This is a genomic window from Terribacillus saccharophilus (assembly GCF_002272075.1).
Taxonomy (GTDB): Bacteria; Bacillota; Bacilli; order Bacillales; family Amphibacillaceae; genus Terribacillus; species Terribacillus saccharophilus_A.
Genome location: NZ_NPBJ01000016.1, coordinates 104525 through 122781, shown reverse-complemented (window position 1 = coordinate 122781; position 18257 = coordinate 104525). Strand labels below are relative to the sequence as shown.

The following is an 18257-nucleotide window of genomic DNA, read 5'->3' as shown; positions in this document are numbered from 1 at the left end:
AAAAAAAGACCTCTGGGAAGGTGTCTCCACCTCCAGAGGTCTTTTTTTATTTGCAGTGCTATTTATTTATGTCTTGATTTACTTTTTTCTTTCTTCCAATCCTCATTCATGGCCTTCCAGAGTGACCAAACCATAAACAGGAGTATAAAGGCGAAAGGAAATGCAGAAACAATTGACGCAGTCTGTAACGCGTTAAGTCCGCCAGTTGCCAGCAGTACAGAAGCAATTGCTGCTTGGATAATCCCCCAAGTCAATTTAATTTTATTGGATGGATTGAGGCTTCCGCCTGATGTTTGCATACCAAGCACAAACGTTGCAGAGTCAGCAGAAGTAATAAAGAATGTGCCGATTAAGAACAATGCAACGACTGATAGTAACGTAGACATCGGTAATCCTTCGAATACACCAAATAATGATTGTTCTTGCGCAAGATCAGTAAGTCCTGTATTGATACCATGAATTTCTTGGAACAGACCAGTACCGCCAAAGACAACAAACCAGAATGCACAGAAGATAGCTGGGATAAATAAAACGCCTATTACAAATTCACGAATGGTTCTTCCTTTAGAGACACGTGCAATGAATGTACCTACGAAAGGTGACCATGCAATAAACCAAGCCCAATAGAAAATGGTCCAGCTCTGAACCCAACTATTAATATCACTATCAAATGATCCTGTCTGGAAACTAAGTGCAGGCAGAGACTCCGCATACGATCCCATAGTAGATATAAACGTGTTAAGAATAAATTGTGTAGGACCTAGGAATAAAGTAAGTAAAAGCAGTAATACTGCCAACACAATATTAGCGTTGCTCAGCCATTTTATTCCTTTACCTATGCCCGACCAAGCAGATGCCATGAACAGAATGGTAACAATGATAATAATAACAAACTGCGTGCTGAAATTATTTTTTATATCAGTAATGAATGCCAATCCGCCGGCGATTTGGGAAGCTCCTAATCCAAGGGAAGTAGCAACACCAAAGATAGTGGCAAAAACAGCAATAATATCAATCAGTTTACCAATCCATCCATTTGTTCTGTCTCCTATCAAGGGCTGGAATGTGGAACTAATAAGTCCAGGAGCACCTCTGCGGAACTTGAAGTATGCAATGGCTAAACCAATGACTGTATAAACGCCCCATGTCTGTAATCCCCAGTGGAATACAGAATAGCGAAGTGCATTCTTAGCCGCTTCGATAGTTTCCGGATCTGCTTCGGGTGGTGCTGCAAAGTGCGCAAGCGGCTCTGCTGTTCCCCAGAACACAAGTCCTATACCCATACCAGCACTGAACAACATAGCAAACCATGTAATACGTTTGAATTCTGGTTTTTCTCCTTCTTTTCCTAAACGCATAGACCCAAAACGACTAAAAATCAGGTAGATGGAAAAGATCAGAAAGATAGCAACTGAAAGAATATAAAACCAACCAAATTTTGAGGTCAAAAAGGATTGCGCCTCAGTAGTTATATAATCCATATTCTCTGGTGCTATTACGCCCCAAAGAACAAAAATAGCGCAAAGGATTAAAGATATCCAAAAAACATTGCCTACTTTATTCATAATTCTATTCCCCTTTCAAAAATTCTTATAATCTCATCAATAGCTGTTTTTATAAGGAGTGAATTTATCTTAGTGATTCTAAATTCTACTCTTTCTAAGACAGCGGCCAGGATCATAAGAATTCTAACAACTTATCCGAACTGTATAGAACGACCTTTCTATTTTTAACATAAGTTTAATATTCAATCAACCGATAAAGCTTCTTCAGCGCCGTAAAAACCCCTTGATAATATAATTTTAACGAAATATTAAATAAGCAATAAAGCCCTCCGTTATCACTCATTATCTTGTTAATTTAAATCGTAAGGTACAAGACGGGAAAAGATTTTACAGGAGGCAGTAGAAAATTGTTTGACTTGTAATTACTGTAGGTTGTAATTTGTAATTTAGGTCTATCTAATTTAAAGGAGCCGTTAAGCATATGAGTCGATCTACAAAAAAAGATATGTTACTGCAAGTAGCGGAGCGATTGTTTTATGAGCATGGATTTCGCGGTGTAGGTCTTAAGCAAATCATCCGGGAGGCAAATGTTGCTACAATGACGCTTTATAACCATTTTCCTTCCAAAAATAAATTAGTTGAAGAAGTACTGAAGCGACGAGAAGAACGCTATTGGTCTTATCTGGATTCTTATATAGAGAAAGGTTCGAGTTCTCCTTTCATTCTAGCTGTAGAAGCGCACTGTCGCTGGTTAAAGGAACATTCCTATAAAGGGGATATGTTTTTGAGGGCAATAGAAGATTATACAGGGATAGACGATGAAATTGAAAACATCGCTAGAGAACATAAAATAAGATTGCTGCATTATTTTCAACAGCTAGCACAAGAAAATTGGGATAATAATCCACTTGATTTAGCCAATCAGCTGACGCTGCTTCTTGAAGGAACCACTTCTATGACCACCTTGATTGGTGCGGATAAAGCAGCGGACTACTCCATTGCGATGGCAAAAGTACTTTTTCAGCACACGTCATGATTTTTATTTTTATTAGAGCCTGATATATACATCTAATTTATTACGTTAAGTGAGATAGAAGGTATAATTCAGTTTTTCATCATGTCATCTTTCTCCTTTAATTGTTACACACAAACAGTACGCTGATTTGTGCTGGTCAATATCGAGAAAATGAATGATATATCTGAACTGAAGAAGCTGAACAGTGGGAAGACTAACCTAGTGAATAGAACATAATGAAACACCCTTCAAGTACTGCAGAGTGATAACTGGAGGGTATTTTTTATGGGGAAAAAACAGCTATCCAAAGACGTTATTGACTGTTGCAAAGATAACTTAATCGGTCTGTATATCCGGATACAGATCAGGAAATTGGGTGGTAATATCCAGTAAATGTATTTCTAAGCAACTAGCGTGTTGCATGTTATCCCAATCTTGTAACGAAGGCCATACAACTTTTGTACCCAATCACTAGTCAAAATGTAAGCGCTTTAATATAAAATGAAATCAGGAGGTGAATCCAATGATGCTAGACAAGCGGCCATCCATCTTGCTTGAGCAGCTTATCCGTTCACAGCACATTACATTGCAACAGCTCATGGATCTCACTCAATTATCCAAAAGGCAGCTGACTTATGACTTGGAGAAGCTGAATGACTGGCTTACAGCAGAGCAGTTGCCGCAGATCCTATATAAAGGGACGCAGCTCATTCGTGTACCTCAGGAGGTGGTGCAGTGTTACCAAAAGAAGCAGCTGATTCAAAATGGTCAGCAGCTTGTATTAGGCGAAGAAGATCGTCTGCTTTTTCTTTACCTGTATTTGTTCATAAGGGAGGAGCCTGTATCATCTTACCATTTAACACATGTGCTCCAAGTTAGCAAAAATACAGTAGTTGCAGATATCAAACGTGCCAATAAGCGGATTAATCCATTCTTAGTAGAAATTCGTTATACAAGACAGAATGGCTATCATCTTAGGGGATCCGAAGCGGATAAAAGAATTTTGGTTCAAAATCATCTGGCGAAGATGCTCCAAAATCCCACTTTTCCGACAATAGTGAAACATCTCACAGCACATTTAAAAAATGTAACTGCAAAAGATGTGCAAGATTTATTGCAGACGATGGAAAAGGATTTCGGACTTCAGTTTGTTGAGGAAAGGCTGGATCATTTCACTTATTTTTTAGTGCTGTATGCCTGCCGACTTCGTGAAGGAAAAACAGTCCGTTTCCATGAAGACGAAATTCTCAATATGAAACAGGATGCAATGTGGGGTGTGACACTCTCTGTTTTTGAAAAGCTTCAACTACCACTTGATGAAAATGAAGTATGTTATTTCAGCATCCACTTGCTTGCTCTATCACTAGGTCAAATACAGCAGGAAAGCAATACGCGAGATCTGCTGTATAGATTGTGCGAACAATTGGTCTTGGATTTCGAGAACAAGGCTGCTGTCGTTTTCGAACGAAGGGCTAATGTCGTACGCACCCTCTATCAGCATATGAGGCCAGCTTACTATCGAATGAAATATCGGATTCCGATACACAACCCGCTTTTACAACAGATTAAAAATGAACATCAAGAATTATATCTGATTGTACAAGAGCTGTTACAACCGGTTGGAGACCTGCTCAATATAGTTATTCCGGAAGAAGAGATAGGATTTATTACGATTCATTTCGGCGCGTTATTAGAAAAGCCGACACAGCAAATGCCAAGGAAGAAAAGAGCTCTAGTCGTCTGTCCGAGCGGTATAAGTTCATCCTTGATGGTGAAATACATGCTCGAATCATTATTTTCAGAGATTGTGGTCGAGGATACATGCTCACTCCGACAATACGAACAGAAGACTGCAATGGATTATGATGTTATCTTCTCAACAATTGATTTGCAGTCCAGTATCCCGTGTTTTCACGTTAAACCGATCATGTCGCCTACTGAAAAAAGTGCTTTAGTCAATGGCGTATATGAAACATTATTCGGTATTCAATATGATGGCGTATCAGTAAGAGAGCTTCTTCAGGAAATCAGCCGATACGCCAGCATCCATGATGAGAAACAATTAGAAAACATGCTGCGGACATTCCAGTTCCATCGCAAAACAGAACGAAGAAAGGAGAATCAACCAGTGTTACAAGACTTGTTACATGAAGATACTGTTCAACTAGCTGAAAGTTTACCAAGCTGGCAAGATGCAATTGCCTGCGTTGCCAAGCCTCTGCTGCAAAATGAGTCTATCTCGCCATCTTATGTAGAGGCAATGATAGAAAATATAGAAAAACTAGGGCCTTATGTAGTGATAGGACCGGATGTTGCCATCCCGCATGCCAGACCGGAATCCGGTGTGCATGCAGTAGGAATGAGCTTTCTTAGATTAAAGGAGCCTGTCTATTTTTCCACAAATCATACCAAAGGAGTTAGATTATTATTTTGTATTGCGGCAATCGATAACAAAACCCATTTAAGGGCACTGTCGCAGCTGACCAAACTGCTCAGCGATAAAGAAAATGTTGCAACACTGATTGAATCTGATAGTAAGGAAGAAATACTTGCACTATTTAAAAGTTATTCAACTATAGCCTGAAAATTGGAGGAGTAATTATGAAGATATTAGCAGTTTGCGGGTCAGGACTAGGAAGCAGCTTTATGTTGGAGATGAATGTTCAGCAGATTCTATCAGAGTTAGGTGTCACTGGTGTAGAGGTGAGTCATTCAGATTTGAGCTCGGCAACTCCTGATGATGCGGATTTGTTTATTGCTGCCAAGGATATTGCTGATGGGATGCATCACTTAGGTGAAGTAATCGTGATTGACAGCATCATCGATATGGACGGAATCAAATCAAAGCTGCAAGAGGTTCTTCAACAGAAGGGCATCATTTCCTAAAGAACAAAGGAGGAGAATACAATGGTCGAAAGATTTCTGAAGCTGGTCATCGATATTCTTAGCACACCGGCGGTATTGGTGGCATTGATTTCCTTGGTGGGGCTAATCATCCTGAAGAAGCCGCTGAGCGAGATTATTAAAGGGACGACGAAAACATTCCTTGGTTTCTTGGTAATCTCTGCTGGTGCGAATATCATTGTTGGTTCACTTGACCCGTTCGGGCAAATGTTCCAGCATGCTTTCAATGTAAATGGTGTAGTACCGAACAATGAAGCTATCGTAGCGATGGCACTGACGGAATATGGAAGTACAACTGCATTTATTATGTTCTTTGGTATGTTAGCCAATATTCTGATCGCGCGTTTTACTAGATTGAAATTCATCTTCCTTACAGGTCACCACACGCTGTATATGGCTTGTATGCTCGCTGTAATCCTTGCAGTATCAGGATTGAAGGGTGTTCCGCTTATCATTGTCGGTTCCTTGGCTCTTGGGTTGATCATGGCTGCTTTTCCGGCAATTTGCCAGCCGTTCATGCGGAAAATCACAGGTAACGACAATGTGGGATTCGGTCATTTCTCAAGCTTAGGTTATGCACTTTCCGGAGTGGTAGGCAAAGTAGTTGGGAAGGGATCCAGATCTACAGAAGATATTAAGTTTCCGAAAGGATTGGGGTTCCTGCGAGATAGTTCGGTTACGATCTCGCTTACGATGGTTGTGCTTTATGTCATCATTGCACTATTTGCTGGTCCAGGATATGTAGAGGGGGAATTGAGCGGAGGTACTCACTATATCGTCTTCTCTATAATCCAAGGCGTAACGTTTGCGGCAGGTGTATTCGTTATCCTGACAGGGGTGCGTCTAGTGCTAGCTGAAATTGTCCCTGCTTTCAAAGGTATTTCGACGAAACTTGTTCCGAATTCTAAACCAGCTCTTGATTGTCCAGTTGTTTTCCCTTATGCACCGAATGCTGTTTTGATTGGATTCTTCTGCAGCTTCCTTGGAGGAATTGTTGGCATGGTGGCACTTGGTCTTGCTGGAGCAGTTATTATTTTGCCGGGCGTTGTACCGCACTTCTTTACAGGAGCTACAGCTGGTGTTTTCGGAAACGCCACTGGCGGTGTGAGAGGAGCAACTATTGGAGCTTTCGCAAATGGATTGTTGATTACTTTCCTTCCGGTATTTTTGATGCCGGTACTAGGAGATTTAGGATTCGCTAGTACGACTTTCTCAGATGCAGACTTTGCGGCTTCTGGCATCGTACTTGGACAGGTGGCGAAAATGTTCGGTGCAGCAGGTGTTACCGTAACGGTTGTTGGTCTTGTTGTGTTGGCTGTTGTCTTCGGATTGTTTAAACGCAATAAAAAGACAAATGACTCCAATCAGATTGGTGCCTAATAGATGCTGAATAGGAAAGGAGAAGATAAATGATGGATTTAGAGAAGGTAGAGAGGTTCCGGGATGAAATTAGATTGAAGACACTTCAAGAGCTTCATCATTTGGGGTTCGGTCACTATGGAGGAAGCTTATCTATCATTGAAACATTAGCAGTACTTTACGGAGATGTGATGCAAGTTAATCCGACTGATCCAATGTGGGAAGATCGAGACTATTTCATTTTATCAAAGGGACACGGTGGCCCAGGGCTTTATGCAGCGCTTGCAGTAAAGGGATATTTTCCTGAAGAGATGCTGTATACACTAAATCAAAATGGTACAAAGCTGCCTTCTCATCCAGACAAAAACCTGACTCCAGGTGTGGACATGACGACAGGTTCGCTCGGTCAAGGTATATCAGCTGCTGTAGGTGTTGCGCTGTCTCATAAGCTCTCCGAACGGAAGAACAAGACATTTTGTATCGTAGGTGACGGAGAACTGAATGAAGGCCAATGCTGGGAAGCTTTTCAATTCGCTGCCCATCATAAACTGCACAATTTATTCGTTTTCGTTGATGATAATAAGAAGCAATTGGATGGTCTGACGAAGGATATCATTGACCCTATCGATTTTGCTGCAAAGATGGATGCCTTTGGTTTTTATACTTGCAAAGTGGACGGAAGTGACGTAGGAGACATCCATCAAGCAATCTTGCAAGGTATGAATCAAAAGGAAAAACCAGTAGCCATCATCTTGGATACTATCAAAGGGCAGGGAGTCCGTTATTTGGAGGAGTTGGCTGATAATCACCACATCAGACCGAACGAATCAGATACAGCGGCAATTGAACAGGCAATTCATGAGTTGGAAACGAAACTGAAGCAGGAGGTGGGAGGATGATTTCGACTGTTTATGAAAAAGAAAAACGAGAGATGCGCCAAGTCTATGCTGAAACCATTCTGGAACTGGCAAAAGCAAACCCGGAAGTGATAGCTCTGGAAGCGGACTTGATGAGTGCTATCACAACGAATAAAATCAAAGCAGAAATACCAAATCAGCTCATCAACAGCGGTATTATGGAAGCCAACATGATGGGAGTTGCAGCTGGTTTATCTCTTACAGGGAAAATTCCTTATGTGCACACTTTCGGCCAGTTCGCTACGAGAAGGACATTTGATCAGCTATTCGTTTCAGGCGGATATGCCAAGACAAATATCAAAATCCTCGGGTCAGATGCAGGTATTACGGCAGAGCATAACGGCGGTACCCATATGACATTTGAGGATATTGGGCTTATGAGGCTGGTTCCGCAAGCGCATGTTTATGAAGCTAGTGATTCTACTATGCTTGGGTACTTGCTGAGACGTATTGAAAAAGAGCACGGCATCCACTATATCCGTACAATTCGGAAGAATGCCGTCAAGCTTTACGAGGAAAACGAAACCTTTGAAGACGGAAAAGGGAAGCTATTGCGTGACGGATGTGATGTCACTATCATAGCAACCGGTATTATGGTTGCAGAAGCTTTACAGGCTGCAGATATTCTCGAGCGGCAAGGGATCCACGCGGCTGTCATTGATATGTATTCTATCAAACCAATTGATGCAGAATTGATCACAGAATATGCCCAAAAGACAAAAGCAATTGTAACAGCAGAAAATCATAATGTAATCGGCGGGTTAGGTAGTGCCGTCTCGGAAGTATTAGCTGAGAATCACCCTGTACCGATGTATAGAATAGGAGTACGTGAACAGTTTGGGCAAGTGGGGAAAGTAGATTATTTAAAGACTTATTATAAGCTCACAAATACAGATATCGTTGAAGCTGTACAAAGGCTTATAGAGAAGTAACTGGATGTCACTCACTGCGAATGAAGAAGTTTATAATAGTATGTAAGATAAAGGCTGTCGTTATAAAGCGATAGCCTTTATCTTTTGACTGCCTTCCAAATCGTCCACCTATCACTTTCCACAATATCCCTTTCCTCTGTGATACAATCGTCTATATACAAAACCAACTTCTCCAGTTCAGCATCCTCTAAAGCATGCAGGATGCTTCTCCCCAGTCTGGCACGAATATCTGCCAGCAGTTTTTCTTTCGACACATGTATTTGACGAACTTCCCATAATGTATGTTTCTCTATATCATGAAAGCCGCAATCTTCTAGATTTTTCATAACTTGAGCGGATGTATGTCTTCTGCTGATTTCCATCTCTGCGAGTTCTGGAAAACATGAGAAGAAGTATCCTCTAATATGCTCGGGATTTCCTGGCAGCAGGCAATCTTCTGGTGTGCGGTCCTGAATAAGCAATACTCCACCGGGGCGCAATAAACGATATGCTTCTGAGAAACAAGGCTGTATGTCCTGTAAGTGATGAATCAATGCGCGTTCCAGAATCAGGTCGCAGCTCGCTGATTCCAACCCAGTTGCTTGAGCGTCACCCTTGTGGAAACTAATTCCTTCCCGCCCGTGACAATACTCTGCTGCTGCCTCGAGCATGACTTCTGATGAATCTACTCCTATCACAGATGGGATGCCCATTTCCGCAAGTGCTTTCGTGTAAATACCGCCGCCGCAGCCGATATCGAGAGCCTGTTCAATAGGATGATTTTCGATGAGGGAGGTATAAGTTCTAATCCATGTGGCGTTTGCATTTCTTTGGGTATAACTCCATTTATTCTTTGTATGATGAAAATCCATAGTTACTATCCTTTCTGATTGGAAGTGAAAAAATGGCTTTACAGTTGGTGGATCTAAATGGAGCACAGCAGGGTGTCATTATGAAGCATAATAAGGATAAAGCTGCTCCTATCTTGTTATTTCTGCACGGAGGTCCTGGATTTCCTGCTTATCCGTTAATAAAGGCACATGGAGTGCAACTGGAACAAGAGTTTACTGTTTGCTACTGGGATCAGCGCGGTACCGGTTCCTCCTACAAAGCAGCTGAGGGCGGAAAATTGCTTACGTTGGAACAACTACTTGCAGATACCTTGGAATTAATTGCATTCCTAAGGAAGACCTATGACAAAGAGAAGATATATGTACTTGGGCATTCATGGGGCAGTATTTTAGGAACAATGGCTGCGCAAAAAGTGCCAGAACAGCTTCATGCCTATATAGGAGTAGGGCAAATTGGTATTCAGTTTGAATCGGAAAAAGAAGCATATGACTTCCTCGTCTCGGAAGCTGATCGCCGCTCAGATGAAAGAGCTAAACGTAAATTAGCTCGGAAAAAATTTGATAAAAGTTACTACCAAAACCGTGCCTATGGAGCAGTTCGATTCAAGTATACGAATAAGTACGCTGTTGGTTTTACCCGAGATGGTTACAATAGCAGTCGCCTGATCCGGGAAGTGATGGTCTGTCCAGAATATAGATGGATAGATAAATTCAATATATTCGCAGGCAGCGGACTCTCGTATCAAAGGCTTGCAAAAGAGATAAGCACAATCAATCTAATTCGTACTGTTCCTGAGCTGGAAGTGCCGGTGTTCTTCCTTCATGGGCAGTATGACTATCAAACTACTTATCAGCAGGCTTACAACTTCTATACATCACTTAAAGCACCAGTTAAACAGTTTCATACTTTTTCAGAAAGTGCACACAGCCCGTTTCTCGAGGAACCGAAGAAGTTTATCAATCTTTTAAAAACGATACGGGAGACTGTTGCATCGTGACAAAACAAAAATCAGAAGTTCGTCCGCTTAAAAGTACCGATGTTGCCCTTCTGGTCAAATGGCTGTCAGATCCTGAAGTACTTGTATTTTATGAAGGCGGGGTTCCGCAAAGTAAAGCCATTGCAAAAGCGTGAGTGGCATGAAGGGAGCTATCGGGATTGCTTGTTAATGGAATGGAAAGGAGATGCATATGAGAATAAAGTTACGTGAGCTTATGGAGGAGAACTGGGAAGCTGTCCATGCGTATGCTTCACTGGAACAGGCTTGTCGTTATCAGCCTTGGGGGCCGAACACGGAAGCTGAATCGAAACAGTTTGTAGAGGAAGTGTTGCAGGATGCTGAGGAAGAGCCGCGGAAGCGATATGTATATGCAATCATCTTCGAGGAGAAAATGATTGGTTCTGCAGAATTGCGTATTAATAGCACACAAAACCAAGAAGGGGAAATCGGCTATATCATCCATCCCGATTTCTGGAACAAAGGCTTTGCAACAGAAGCTGCTAAAGCTGTTCTTTCTATTGGATTTCGTGGATTTGGTCTGCATCGTATCTATGCTACCTGTGATCCGAATAACCTGGCTTCTGCAACCGTATTGGAGAAAATCGGCATGCAGAAGGAAGGTTTTATCCGGGAACATATTCGCATGAAATCAAGCTGGCGGGATTCCTTCCTTTACAGCATGCTAGAACAAGAACACCCTCAAGAATGGTAGCCATATGTGTACGTGAATAGAAAATAAAGGACTGCAAGCAGAGCTGCCAGCGGTATGGTGACGCCCAGGATATTGGAGCGTTTCCAGGGACCTTTTGGATCTTTATAACCTTTATACAACAGATATATTAATAAACCGATCATCGGTACAAACAGTAAATGACGGATATCAGCTACCCATTCATTATTCACGATCCAATTCACGTTAGGTGTCGTTGCTCCTTCATAAGCGTTATCAATGCGCTCCTTAACCATAACAAACAGAGCACCGAGTACTAGATAGTAAATAATAAATAAGCTTTTAATAGGTTTGTTTAAATAGCGGGTAGATAGGATGACCGCAAAAAATAAGACAAGCAGTATAGCTAACAGAATATATTCCTGCATGATATATATTCTCCTTTCTCTTGTTAAACTGACTTACATGAAGATAGGATTGATAATGTGAAATTAACTTCGACCAATCAATTTGTGAGACAAATGAGTCTGAAGGAAGAATCCTCAGCGCTCCTTAATCATTTCCCATTTTCACTGCCAGTCATTCAAAAGTTAGGCAAACTTTCTTTCCATCCCAATGTTACGTACATCATTGGAGAAAATGGCATGGGCAAGTCGACACTGCTTGAAGCGCTTGCTGTCGCACTCGGCTTCAATCCTGAAGGCGGTTCGAAAAATTTCTCTTTCTCAAGCTACGCATCACATTCCGAATTGCATGAACTAGTGCGAGTTGTACGCGGCGGGAACCGCCCAAAGGATGGCTATTTTTTTCGAGCAGAGACTTTCTATAATGTAGCGACGCATATTGAAGAGCTGGATCGAGGAGGAGGCGGACGGAAAATCATTGATTCCTACGGCGGGACATCCTTGCATGAACAGTCCCATGGAGAGGCGTTCTTCGCAGCCTTTATGGAGCGTTTCGCCGGCAATGGATTATATATTCTTGATGAGCCAGAAGCAGCTTTATCTCCGATCCGCCAGCTGTCGATGCTTGCTCGGATTGATAAACTGGTGGAAGATGGATCGCAGTTCATCATCTCGACACATGCTCCGTTGCTGATGGCTTACCCGGGCGCGAAGATTCTACAGCTGGATGCGGAAGGAATGGAAGAAGTTCAACTGGAGGATACACAGCATTATAGCATCATGAAGCAATTTTTCGAGGATAGAGGCAAACTTTTACATCATTTATTTAAAAAATGAATAGGGGAAAAATTATGTTCGAAATGACAATCCGTTTTGCTGTTACCGATATTGAGAAAGCCAGGAGCTGGTATACGATCTTTCTTCAGAAAGATCCGGACTTCATTCCGCATGCAGGATTTTTAGAATGGGAAGTAGTGTCAGGCTGCTGGCTGCAGTTAGCCGAAAAAGCGGAAACTGAATATCGAAACGGGCCACTCCGCCTAGGTGTAAGGAACTTGGAAGCAGCAAGAGAGAGAGTTATCGAAAAGTTGGACATACAGGATTTTGACATTCATATGCGTTCAGATGTACCAGTCAAGTGGGCAACCTTTCCTGATCCGTGGGGGAATCAGCTCGGATATTATGAATATCTTGATAAGGAAGAAGAACAGAACAGGATAAATCAGTTAAAATAGTTAGATAGAAGAATAGCATGTGATAAGGAGAGTTCCCGAATGACAAATAGTGAAACGAATCCTAAGGTTGACGAGTTCTTAAGCAAGGCTAAACAGTGGAAGGAAGAATTCATAAGCCTGAGAAATATTGTTCTTGACTGTGAGCTGACCGAAGATTTCAAGTGGAAGCATCCTTGTTACACGCTTGAGGGTAAAAACATCGTTTTAATCCATGGATTCAAAGACTATTGCGCGCTTTTGTTTCACAAAGGTGCTTTGTTAAAAGATGCCCACGGGGTACTGATTCAGCAAACGGAGAATGTACAAGCGGCACGCCAAATAAGGTTCACCAATGTACAAGAAATAGCTGAAATGGAAACCGTCATAAAATCCTATATATATCTGGCGATAGAAGTTGAAAAAGCCGGTCTGCAAGTAGATTTAAAAGAGCACGCTGAATACATAATTCCTGAAGAACTTCATAATAAATTCGATGAAATCCCTGCCTTGAAAATCGCTTTTGAAGCACTGACACCGGGACGACAAAGAGCATATATATTTTACTTTTCTCAAGCTAAACAATCCAAAACGCGAGAGGCAAGGATTGATAAATATATGCAGCACATTCTCGATGGAAAAGGGTTGAATGATAAATAATGTAACGGCAGCAGAAATTAGTGGCATATAGTTAGTTATACAAATCAGAGGTGAAGACATGGAAATTACCAGAGCAACAATACAGGAAGTAAAACAAACAGCAAAATTATTCGATCAATACCGGCAGTTCTATAAGCAAGCTCACGATTTAAGTGGTGCAGAGGCGTACATAACAGAAAGGCTGGAGAAGGATGATTCCGTCATATTCCTCGCAAAGGATGGAGATGATTATGTCGGTTTCACTCAGCTATATCCTACTTTTTCTTCTATCGGGATGAAACGCGCATGGATACTGAATGACTTATATGTAGCGAAAAGTGCTAGAAAACAAGGTGTAGGAGAAAAATTGCTTGATGCAGCGGAGGCTTTCGCAAGGGAAACTGGTGCGGGAAGTATCGCACTAAGTACAGCTCCTGATAACGAGAAGGCGCAGCGTCTTTACGAACGGAAAGGATACGAGCGAGACCAGCAGTTCTATCATTACGAGTTTACCCTGTAGAGGAGGATGTAGAGGATGATTATCGATGTTCTGCAGCATGTTCCATTTGAGGATCTTGCTGCTATAAGTGATTGGGGAGAAGCGCGCAGACATAGCTTTCGCGTTCATCATCTCTACGAAAAAGTTGATCTTCCCCATGCAGCGAATATCACCTTGCTCATCATTCTGGGCGGGCCGATGAGTGCCAATGATGCAGATCAATGGGTAAAGGAGGAGCGCGAACTGATCCGTCAGCTAATTGATCAGCAAAAGCCTGTATTCGGTATCTGTCTCGGTGCACAGCAAATTGCGAAGGCTTTAGGAGCGACTGTATTCCAAGGTGAACAAAAGGAAGTTGGCTGGCATCCAATTCAGACCGTTTCTACGCACTTTTCTTTCATTCCAGACGAGATGACTGTCTTCCATTGGCATGGTGAACAATTCTCCTTACCAGACGGTGCGATACGGCTTTTTGGAAATGAAATCTGTGAAAATCAAGGCTTTGTGTATCACGATCATATAATAGGTTTACAATTCCATTTCGAGACGACTAGAGAAAGTATGGAGAAATTGATATTGCATGACCGGGATTATCTTGATGATAGTCTATATGTCCAGAGTGAGCAGGCAATGAAGACAGCAAATTTTCCGTTAGAAAATAAAGAAGTATTGTATCAGCTGCTGGATCATTTGGTGGATGCTGTGAGAGAGGATCGGAAAACAAGTGGATTGTAGCTGCGAGAAAACGAACGATATTCTTTTTGAAGCGGACTTTGCTGATCCAGTTTGGTGTGCGGTTTGCAAGGAAAATCTAGATCTTGATGAATTTCCAATATCAAATGAGTTGAAACAGATGATTGGAAATTGGACGAAGAAATATGGGCATTGGTTAGATTGGGATAAGGAATTATTAAAGATAGGTGCAGTAAGGACTGAAGAAGAATTTAATAAGGAAGGAAGGTTATTGTCTATCAAATTGCAGCATGAACTGCCTAATTTCACTATCTGCTATAAAAAATCTTATTTAAGCTCTTTTTATACATGAAAGCTGCCAGCTAATAAAGCTGACAGCTTTTTTGATTCAACTAGTTATATTGAATTACTCGTATAAATTCGGTATAAGGGATTTCCTTAAACATATAATCGGTTATGAGCACTGTTCATGCCTCTATTTTCTACTCTAAAAATGTATACGCTTACAAATTTAGTCAGAAATCAGAAGGGGGAATTCTGTATGCGAAAAAGAGTCAAAGGCTTTGGATTAATTCTGCTTATTTTTGTTCTTGCTTTGATGACGGCATGCTCCAGCAGTGATGAAACAGAAAGCGGAAAGAAAGAATTGACTGTCGTTTATCGATCACCTGGATCAGTAGATTCACTAAAGAATTTTTTTGACTCAGGTGTGTTGGATGAATTTGAAAAAGAACATCCGGATATCGATGTGAAGATAACGCCAATTACAGCGAGTGAGGGAGACTATTTCTCTAAAGTTGCACTGCAGATGAAGTCAGCAGAAACCGCTCCGGATGTTGTATCGGAGGATACATTCATGCTTAATTCTGATGCGAATGCCGGCTATCTTGATCCTTTGGATGATCGTATTGCAGATTGGGAGGAATGGGATAACATTATTGAAAATCTAAAATCAGGTGTGACAGCGGAAGATGGCAAGGTGTATGGGGTGCCGTCGACTTCTGACTCTCGTGGGCTTTGGTACAGCAAAGAGCTGTTCCAGGAAGCGGGCCTTCCTGTACCTTGGGAACCGAAAAATTGGGAAGAAGTACTGGATGCAGCGATAACAATTAAAGAGAAGACAGATGGAGTGACACCGCTATTTATGCAAGTTGGCAAGGCCAATGGCGAGGCAGTTTCGATGCAGACACTCGAGATGCTGCTATATGGAACTGGTGATACTCTCTACGACGACTCCGATAAAAAGTGGGTTGTGGATAGTCCAGGTTTACTGGATTCGTTCCGCTTTATTTCACAGGTGTACGATGTAGAAAAAGTTGGTCCAGATTTCTCTGTCGTCATGAGCGGTCAATCAGGAAACGTGGCTTTCCAGCAGTTATTCCCGCAAAAGAAACTGGCAATAGCACTGGATGGCAGCTGGAACGCACGGAACTGGGCTGAGAACGGAGCGGCTCCGATTGAAAATGTTGAGGAGAAAATAGGGTTTGCACCTATGCCGACCCAGAATGGGCAGGAACCAGGAGCAATTACAATGAGTGGAGGCTGGGCATGGGCAATTCCATCCAAAGCAGATATGAAGGAAGAATCATGGGAATTCATTCAATTCCTGATGGAAAAGGATAACAGCATCAATCGCTCCCTGACAGATGGTAACTTGAATACTCGTACAGATGCTGTTGAAGTAGAAGAGTATGTGAACCGTCCATTTGCCAAAGAATCGCAAGCGTACTTGGAAAATGCACAATTCAGACCAGCGAATGATAAGTATCCAGCAGTTTCCACGCAGCTGCAGACAGTAGTCGAAGCAATCGCAACTGGAAAACTGACTCCTGAAGATGCTGTGCAGCAATATAAAGCTGGAGTAGAACGAGTGGTAGGCAAAGAAAACACGAAGGTGGCTGAATAGGAAACCATCCCATCAAGGGCGCTGGATTACCCAGTTCCCTTTGATTGGGCGGGAGAAAGGTGACGAATATGTATGCATAGAAAAGCGATACTTTTTTTGTCTCCGTCTTGGATTCTTCTTTTATTATTTTTCATAACACCGATGTTACTGACTTTCGGTTTTGCTTTTACGAATTTGTCACTTACAGGAACCGATGCAGCCAACATTCAATTTATCGGATTCCAAAATTTCACTAATATGTTTCAAGACCCAGAATTTCGAATTAGTGTGTTCCGGACGCTTATTTTCTTACTTTTCTCTGCCGTAGTCGGACAGGTTGTATTAGGATTGATCCTTGCATTGTTAATGAAGGAGAAGCGACGCGGTTTTCGCCGATTTATTGGTGTGATCGTAATTGCCGGCTGGGTGACGCCGGAGATTGTCGTAGCTTTTTGCTGGGTAGCTTTCCTGAGTGATGCGGGTACGTTCAATGCAATTCTGCAGGGGATTGGGTTTGAACCAATCACCTGGTTATTCACTTTCCCGATGGTAAGTGTCATTATCGCAAACATCTGGCATGGTACTGCTTTTTCGATGATGGTTTTCCAAGCGGCACTGGACGATGTGCCAAAATCAGTACAAGAAGCTGCGGTCATAGATGGAGCGTCCCGCTGGCAGATATTCTTCCGCGTTACACTTCCAATTGTTAAAGGCTCGATAGTGACTAATATGATGCTCGTTACGCTGCAGACACTTGGCGTTTTCACGTTGATTTACACGATGACAGGCGGGGGACCAGGTAATGCTACACAGATTCTTCCAATATTCATGTACAACCAAGCATTCGTAAACTACCAATTCGGATATGGCACAGCCATTTCGCTAGTTCTACTCGTAATCGGTACGGTTGCCAGTCTGCTGTACATGCGTTTTATGAAAGTAAAACTATAAGGAGGAGGGATGCAGAATGAAGGTATCGAAAAAAGAATTAGTAATCCACTATCTGGCGCTCATCTTCTTAGCTATCTGCTTCTTACTGCCTTTTTTGTGGCTCGTATTCGCTTCCTTCGATCAGCAGGCAACCCAAGCAATCAAGCTGCCGGAGAAATGGACGCTCGATAACTTTACGGCTATTCTGTCAGACCCAAGTAATATCCGTTCTTTTGCAATCGGTTTGTTTATATCGCTTGGGCAGGCAACGATTGTTGTAATTGTTGCTGGATTGGCTGCTTATCCGCTTTCTCGATATAGGCTGCGATATAAGCGGTCATTCCTGCTTACCATCTTGTTCATGACGTCTTTGCCGATCACGGCAGTTATGGTTCCGGTCTATCAGCTGTTCCTATTCCTGAACATCCAAGATTCTATTATTTTCACGACGATCTTCCTTGCTGCGTCAGGATTGCCATATGCCATCTGGATGATGAAGAATTTTATGGATGCGGTACCGATTGAACTGGAGGAATCGGCATGGGTGGATGGTGCATCGGTGCTGACGAGTATGCGTAAAGTAGTTGGGCCGTTAATGCTGCCAGGAATCTTTACGATTGCAATTTTCACATTTACAGGCAGCTGGGGAAATTTCTTTGTTCCTTATATTTTGCTGCAGACACAGGAGAAGCTTCCAGCGTCTGTGACACTATACCAGTTTTTCGGAAACTACGGCATTATCGAATACGGCAAATTAGCAGCGTTCTCCATGCTGTACACAATGCCATCTATCATTCTTTATATCTTTGCTCAAAAATACATGTCCAAGGGCTTCAGTCTCGGAGGAGCATCCAAGGGCTAAGGGA

General features: G+C 42.1%; 21 protein-coding genes. 18 read left to right on the top strand and 3 right to left on the bottom strand.

Translation table 11 applies throughout. From position 1 onward, the window contains the following. Positions 1-62: 62 nt before the first annotated feature. The gene (locus CHH48_RS08880; RefSeq protein WP_095218784.1) at positions 63-1565 is read right to left on the bottom strand and encodes a glycine betaine uptake BCCT transporter; all 1503 of its coding nucleotides are present in this window, start codon (positions 1563-1565) and stop codon (positions 63-65) included. A 421-nt stretch (positions 1566-1986) separates the two neighbouring features. Between CHH48_RS08880 and CHH48_RS08875 the strand changes: the two genes are divergently transcribed. The 6 genes from CHH48_RS08875 (at position 1987) to CHH48_RS08850 (ending at position 8632) form a co-directional block, all read left to right on the top strand. Further along, a complete protein-coding gene (locus CHH48_RS08875) occupies positions 1987-2541 on the top strand; it encodes a TetR/AcrR family transcriptional regulator (RefSeq protein WP_095218783.1) in 555 nt (184 codons plus the stop codon). A 502-nt stretch (positions 2542-3043) separates the two neighbouring features. Then, positions 3044-5104: a BglG family transcription antiterminator gene (locus CHH48_RS08870; RefSeq protein ID WP_095218782.1), complete on the top strand. Its 2061-nt coding sequence runs from the start codon at positions 3044-3046 to the stop codon at positions 5102-5104. 17 nt (positions 5105-5121) lie between these two features. Next, positions 5122-5406: a PTS sugar transporter subunit IIB gene (locus CHH48_RS08865; protein ID WP_095218781.1), complete on the top strand. Its 285-nt coding sequence runs from the start codon at positions 5122-5124 to the stop codon at positions 5404-5406. A gap of 21 nt (positions 5407-5427) precedes the next feature. Next, positions 5428-6804 (top strand): PTS ascorbate transporter subunit IIC, encoded by a 1377-nt coding sequence (locus CHH48_RS08860; RefSeq protein WP_095218780.1) that lies wholly within the window; start codon positions 5428-5430, stop codon positions 6802-6804. A 32-nt stretch (positions 6805-6836) separates the two neighbouring features. Beyond that, positions 6837-7682 (top strand): transketolase, encoded by an 846-nt coding sequence (locus CHH48_RS08855; protein ID WP_095218894.1) that lies wholly within the window; start codon positions 6837-6839, stop codon positions 7680-7682. After that, entirely contained in the window at positions 7679-8632 is a 954-nt protein-coding gene (locus tag CHH48_RS08850; RefSeq protein ID WP_095218779.1) for a transketolase family protein, read from the top strand. The genes CHH48_RS08855 and CHH48_RS08850 overlap by 4 nt, the downstream gene beginning before the upstream one ends. Before the next feature lie 77 nt (positions 8633-8709). Here the strand turns inward: CHH48_RS08850 and CHH48_RS08845 are convergent, their stop codons facing one another. Further along, a complete protein-coding gene (locus CHH48_RS08845) occupies positions 8710-9483 on the bottom strand; it encodes a class I SAM-dependent methyltransferase (RefSeq protein WP_095218778.1) in 774 nt (257 codons plus the stop codon). A gap of 32 nt (positions 9484-9515) precedes the next feature. On the opposite strand from CHH48_RS08845, the gene CHH48_RS08840 reads away from it, so the two are divergent. From CHH48_RS08840 to CHH48_RS08835, 3 genes are read left to right on the top strand one after another with little or no spacing between them, the layout of a single operon-like run. Further along, a complete protein-coding gene (locus CHH48_RS08840) occupies positions 9516-10460 on the top strand; it encodes an alpha/beta fold hydrolase (protein ID WP_095218777.1) in 945 nt (314 codons plus the stop codon). Then, positions 10457-10594, top strand: coding sequence for a hypothetical protein (locus tag CHH48_RS19500; protein WP_176466403.1), 138 nt, complete (start codon positions 10457-10459; stop codon positions 10592-10594). Before CHH48_RS08840 ends, CHH48_RS19500 begins: the two co-directional genes overlap by 4 nt. A gap of 56 nt (positions 10595-10650) precedes the next feature. Then, complete coding sequence (locus tag CHH48_RS08835; RefSeq protein WP_342747532.1) at positions 10651-11172, top strand: GNAT family N-acetyltransferase; 522 nt, start codon at positions 10651-10653, stop codon at positions 11170-11172. On the opposite strand, the gene CHH48_RS08830 is transcribed toward CHH48_RS08835, so the two are convergent. Then, positions 11160-11558 carry a hypothetical protein gene (locus tag CHH48_RS08830; protein WP_095218775.1) on the bottom strand — a complete coding sequence of 133 codons (399 nt, stop codon included), beginning with the start codon at positions 11556-11558 and terminating at the stop codon, positions 11160-11162. The two genes, CHH48_RS08835 and CHH48_RS08830, sit on opposite strands and share 13 nt — an antisense overlap. A gap of 57 nt (positions 11559-11615) precedes the next feature. On the opposite strand from CHH48_RS08830, the gene CHH48_RS08825 reads away from it, so the two are divergent. The 9 genes from CHH48_RS08825 (at position 11616) to CHH48_RS08785 (ending at position 18253) form a co-directional block, all read left to right on the top strand. After that, positions 11616-12371, top strand: a complete 756-nt coding sequence (locus tag CHH48_RS08825) for an AAA family ATPase (protein ID WP_095218774.1) — start codon at positions 11616-11618, stop codon at positions 12369-12371. 14 nt (positions 12372-12385) lie between these two features. Then, positions 12386-12769: a VOC family protein gene (locus tag CHH48_RS08820; RefSeq protein ID WP_342747533.1), complete on the top strand. Its 384-nt coding sequence runs from the start codon at positions 12386-12388 to the stop codon at positions 12767-12769. Positions 12770-12808: 39 nt separating this feature from the next. Continuing rightward, entirely contained in the window at positions 12809-13405 is a 597-nt protein-coding gene (locus CHH48_RS08815; protein ID WP_095218773.1) for a YdeI/OmpD-associated family protein, read from the top strand. A gap of 58 nt (positions 13406-13463) precedes the next feature. Next, complete coding sequence (locus CHH48_RS08810; protein ID WP_095218772.1) at positions 13464-13904, top strand: GNAT family N-acetyltransferase; 441 nt, start codon at positions 13464-13466, stop codon at positions 13902-13904. Positions 13905-13919: 15 nt separating this feature from the next. Next, complete coding sequence (locus CHH48_RS08805) at positions 13920-14618, top strand: type 1 glutamine amidotransferase (RefSeq protein ID WP_095218771.1); 699 nt, start codon at positions 13920-13922, stop codon at positions 14616-14618. Continuing rightward, positions 14608-14928, top strand: a complete 321-nt coding sequence (locus tag CHH48_RS08800; protein WP_095218770.1) for a hypothetical protein — start codon at positions 14608-14610, stop codon at positions 14926-14928. The genes CHH48_RS08805 and CHH48_RS08800 overlap by 11 nt, the downstream gene beginning before the upstream one ends. A gap of 189 nt (positions 14929-15117) precedes the next feature. Continuing rightward, on the top strand, positions 15118-16482 hold the full coding sequence (locus CHH48_RS08795) for an extracellular solute-binding protein (protein WP_095218769.1): 1365 nt from the start codon (positions 15118-15120) through the stop codon (positions 16480-16482). Between the two features lie 72 nt (positions 16483-16554). After that, the gene (locus CHH48_RS08790) at positions 16555-17412 is read left to right on the top strand and encodes a carbohydrate ABC transporter permease (RefSeq protein ID WP_095218768.1); all 858 of its coding nucleotides are present in this window, start codon (positions 16555-16557) and stop codon (positions 17410-17412) included. Between the two features lie 16 nt (positions 17413-17428). Further along, entirely contained in the window at positions 17429-18253 is an 825-nt protein-coding gene (locus CHH48_RS08785; protein ID WP_038558611.1) for a carbohydrate ABC transporter permease, read from the top strand. Positions 18254-18257 lie beyond the last annotated feature (4 nt).

What these genes read in the sequence shown, in the direction of transcription:
- CHH48_RS08835 (WP_342747532.1), top strand. Translation starts at nt 10,651, where the DNA reads ATGAGAATAAAGTTACGTGAGCTTATGGAGGAGAACTGGGAAGCTGTC.
- CHH48_RS08830 (WP_095218775.1), bottom strand. Translation starts at nt 11,558, where the DNA reads ATGCAGGAATATATTCTGTTAGCTATACTGCTTGTCTTATTTTTTGCG.
- CHH48_RS08785 (WP_038558611.1), top strand. Translation starts at nt 17,429, where the DNA reads ATGAAGGTATCGAAAAAAGAATTAGTAATCCACTATCTGGCGCTCATC.
- CHH48_RS08875 (WP_095218783.1), top strand. Translation starts at nt 1,987, where the DNA reads ATGAGTCGATCTACAAAAAAAGATATGTTACTGCAAGTAGCGGAGCGA.
- CHH48_RS08805 (WP_095218771.1), top strand. Translation starts at nt 13,920, where the DNA reads ATGATTATCGATGTTCTGCAGCATGTTCCATTTGAGGATCTTGCTGCT.
- CHH48_RS08855 (WP_095218894.1), top strand. Translation starts at nt 6,837, where the DNA reads ATGGATTTAGAGAAGGTAGAGAGGTTCCGGGATGAAATTAGATTGAAG.
- CHH48_RS08820 (WP_342747533.1), top strand. Translation starts at nt 12,386, where the DNA reads ATGTTCGAAATGACAATCCGTTTTGCTGTTACCGATATTGAGAAAGCC.
- CHH48_RS08795 (WP_095218769.1), top strand. Translation starts at nt 15,118, where the DNA reads ATGCGAAAAAGAGTCAAAGGCTTTGGATTAATTCTGCTTATTTTTGTT.
- CHH48_RS08840 (WP_095218777.1), top strand. Translation starts at nt 9,516, where the DNA reads ATGGCTTTACAGTTGGTGGATCTAAATGGAGCACAGCAGGGTGTCATT.
- CHH48_RS08870 (WP_095218782.1), top strand. Translation starts at nt 3,044, where the DNA reads ATGATGCTAGACAAGCGGCCATCCATCTTGCTTGAGCAGCTTATCCGT.
- CHH48_RS08790 (WP_095218768.1), top strand. Translation starts at nt 16,555, where the DNA reads ATGCATAGAAAAGCGATACTTTTTTTGTCTCCGTCTTGGATTCTTCTT.
- CHH48_RS08880 (WP_095218784.1), bottom strand. Translation starts at nt 1,565, where the DNA reads ATGAATAAAGTAGGCAATGTTTTTTGGATATCTTTAATCCTTTGCGCT.
- CHH48_RS08850 (WP_095218779.1), top strand. Translation starts at nt 7,679, where the DNA reads ATGATTTCGACTGTTTATGAAAAAGAAAAACGAGAGATGCGCCAAGTC.
- CHH48_RS08810 (WP_095218772.1), top strand. Translation starts at nt 13,464, where the DNA reads ATGGAAATTACCAGAGCAACAATACAGGAAGTAAAACAAACAGCAAAA.
- CHH48_RS08860 (WP_095218780.1), top strand. Translation starts at nt 5,428, where the DNA reads ATGGTCGAAAGATTTCTGAAGCTGGTCATCGATATTCTTAGCACACCG.
- CHH48_RS08865 (WP_095218781.1), top strand. Translation starts at nt 5,122, where the DNA reads ATGAAGATATTAGCAGTTTGCGGGTCAGGACTAGGAAGCAGCTTTATG.
- CHH48_RS08815 (WP_095218773.1), top strand. Translation starts at nt 12,809, where the DNA reads ATGACAAATAGTGAAACGAATCCTAAGGTTGACGAGTTCTTAAGCAAG.
- CHH48_RS08845 (WP_095218778.1), bottom strand. Translation starts at nt 9,483, where the DNA reads ATGGATTTTCATCATACAAAGAATAAATGGAGTTATACCCAAAGAAAT.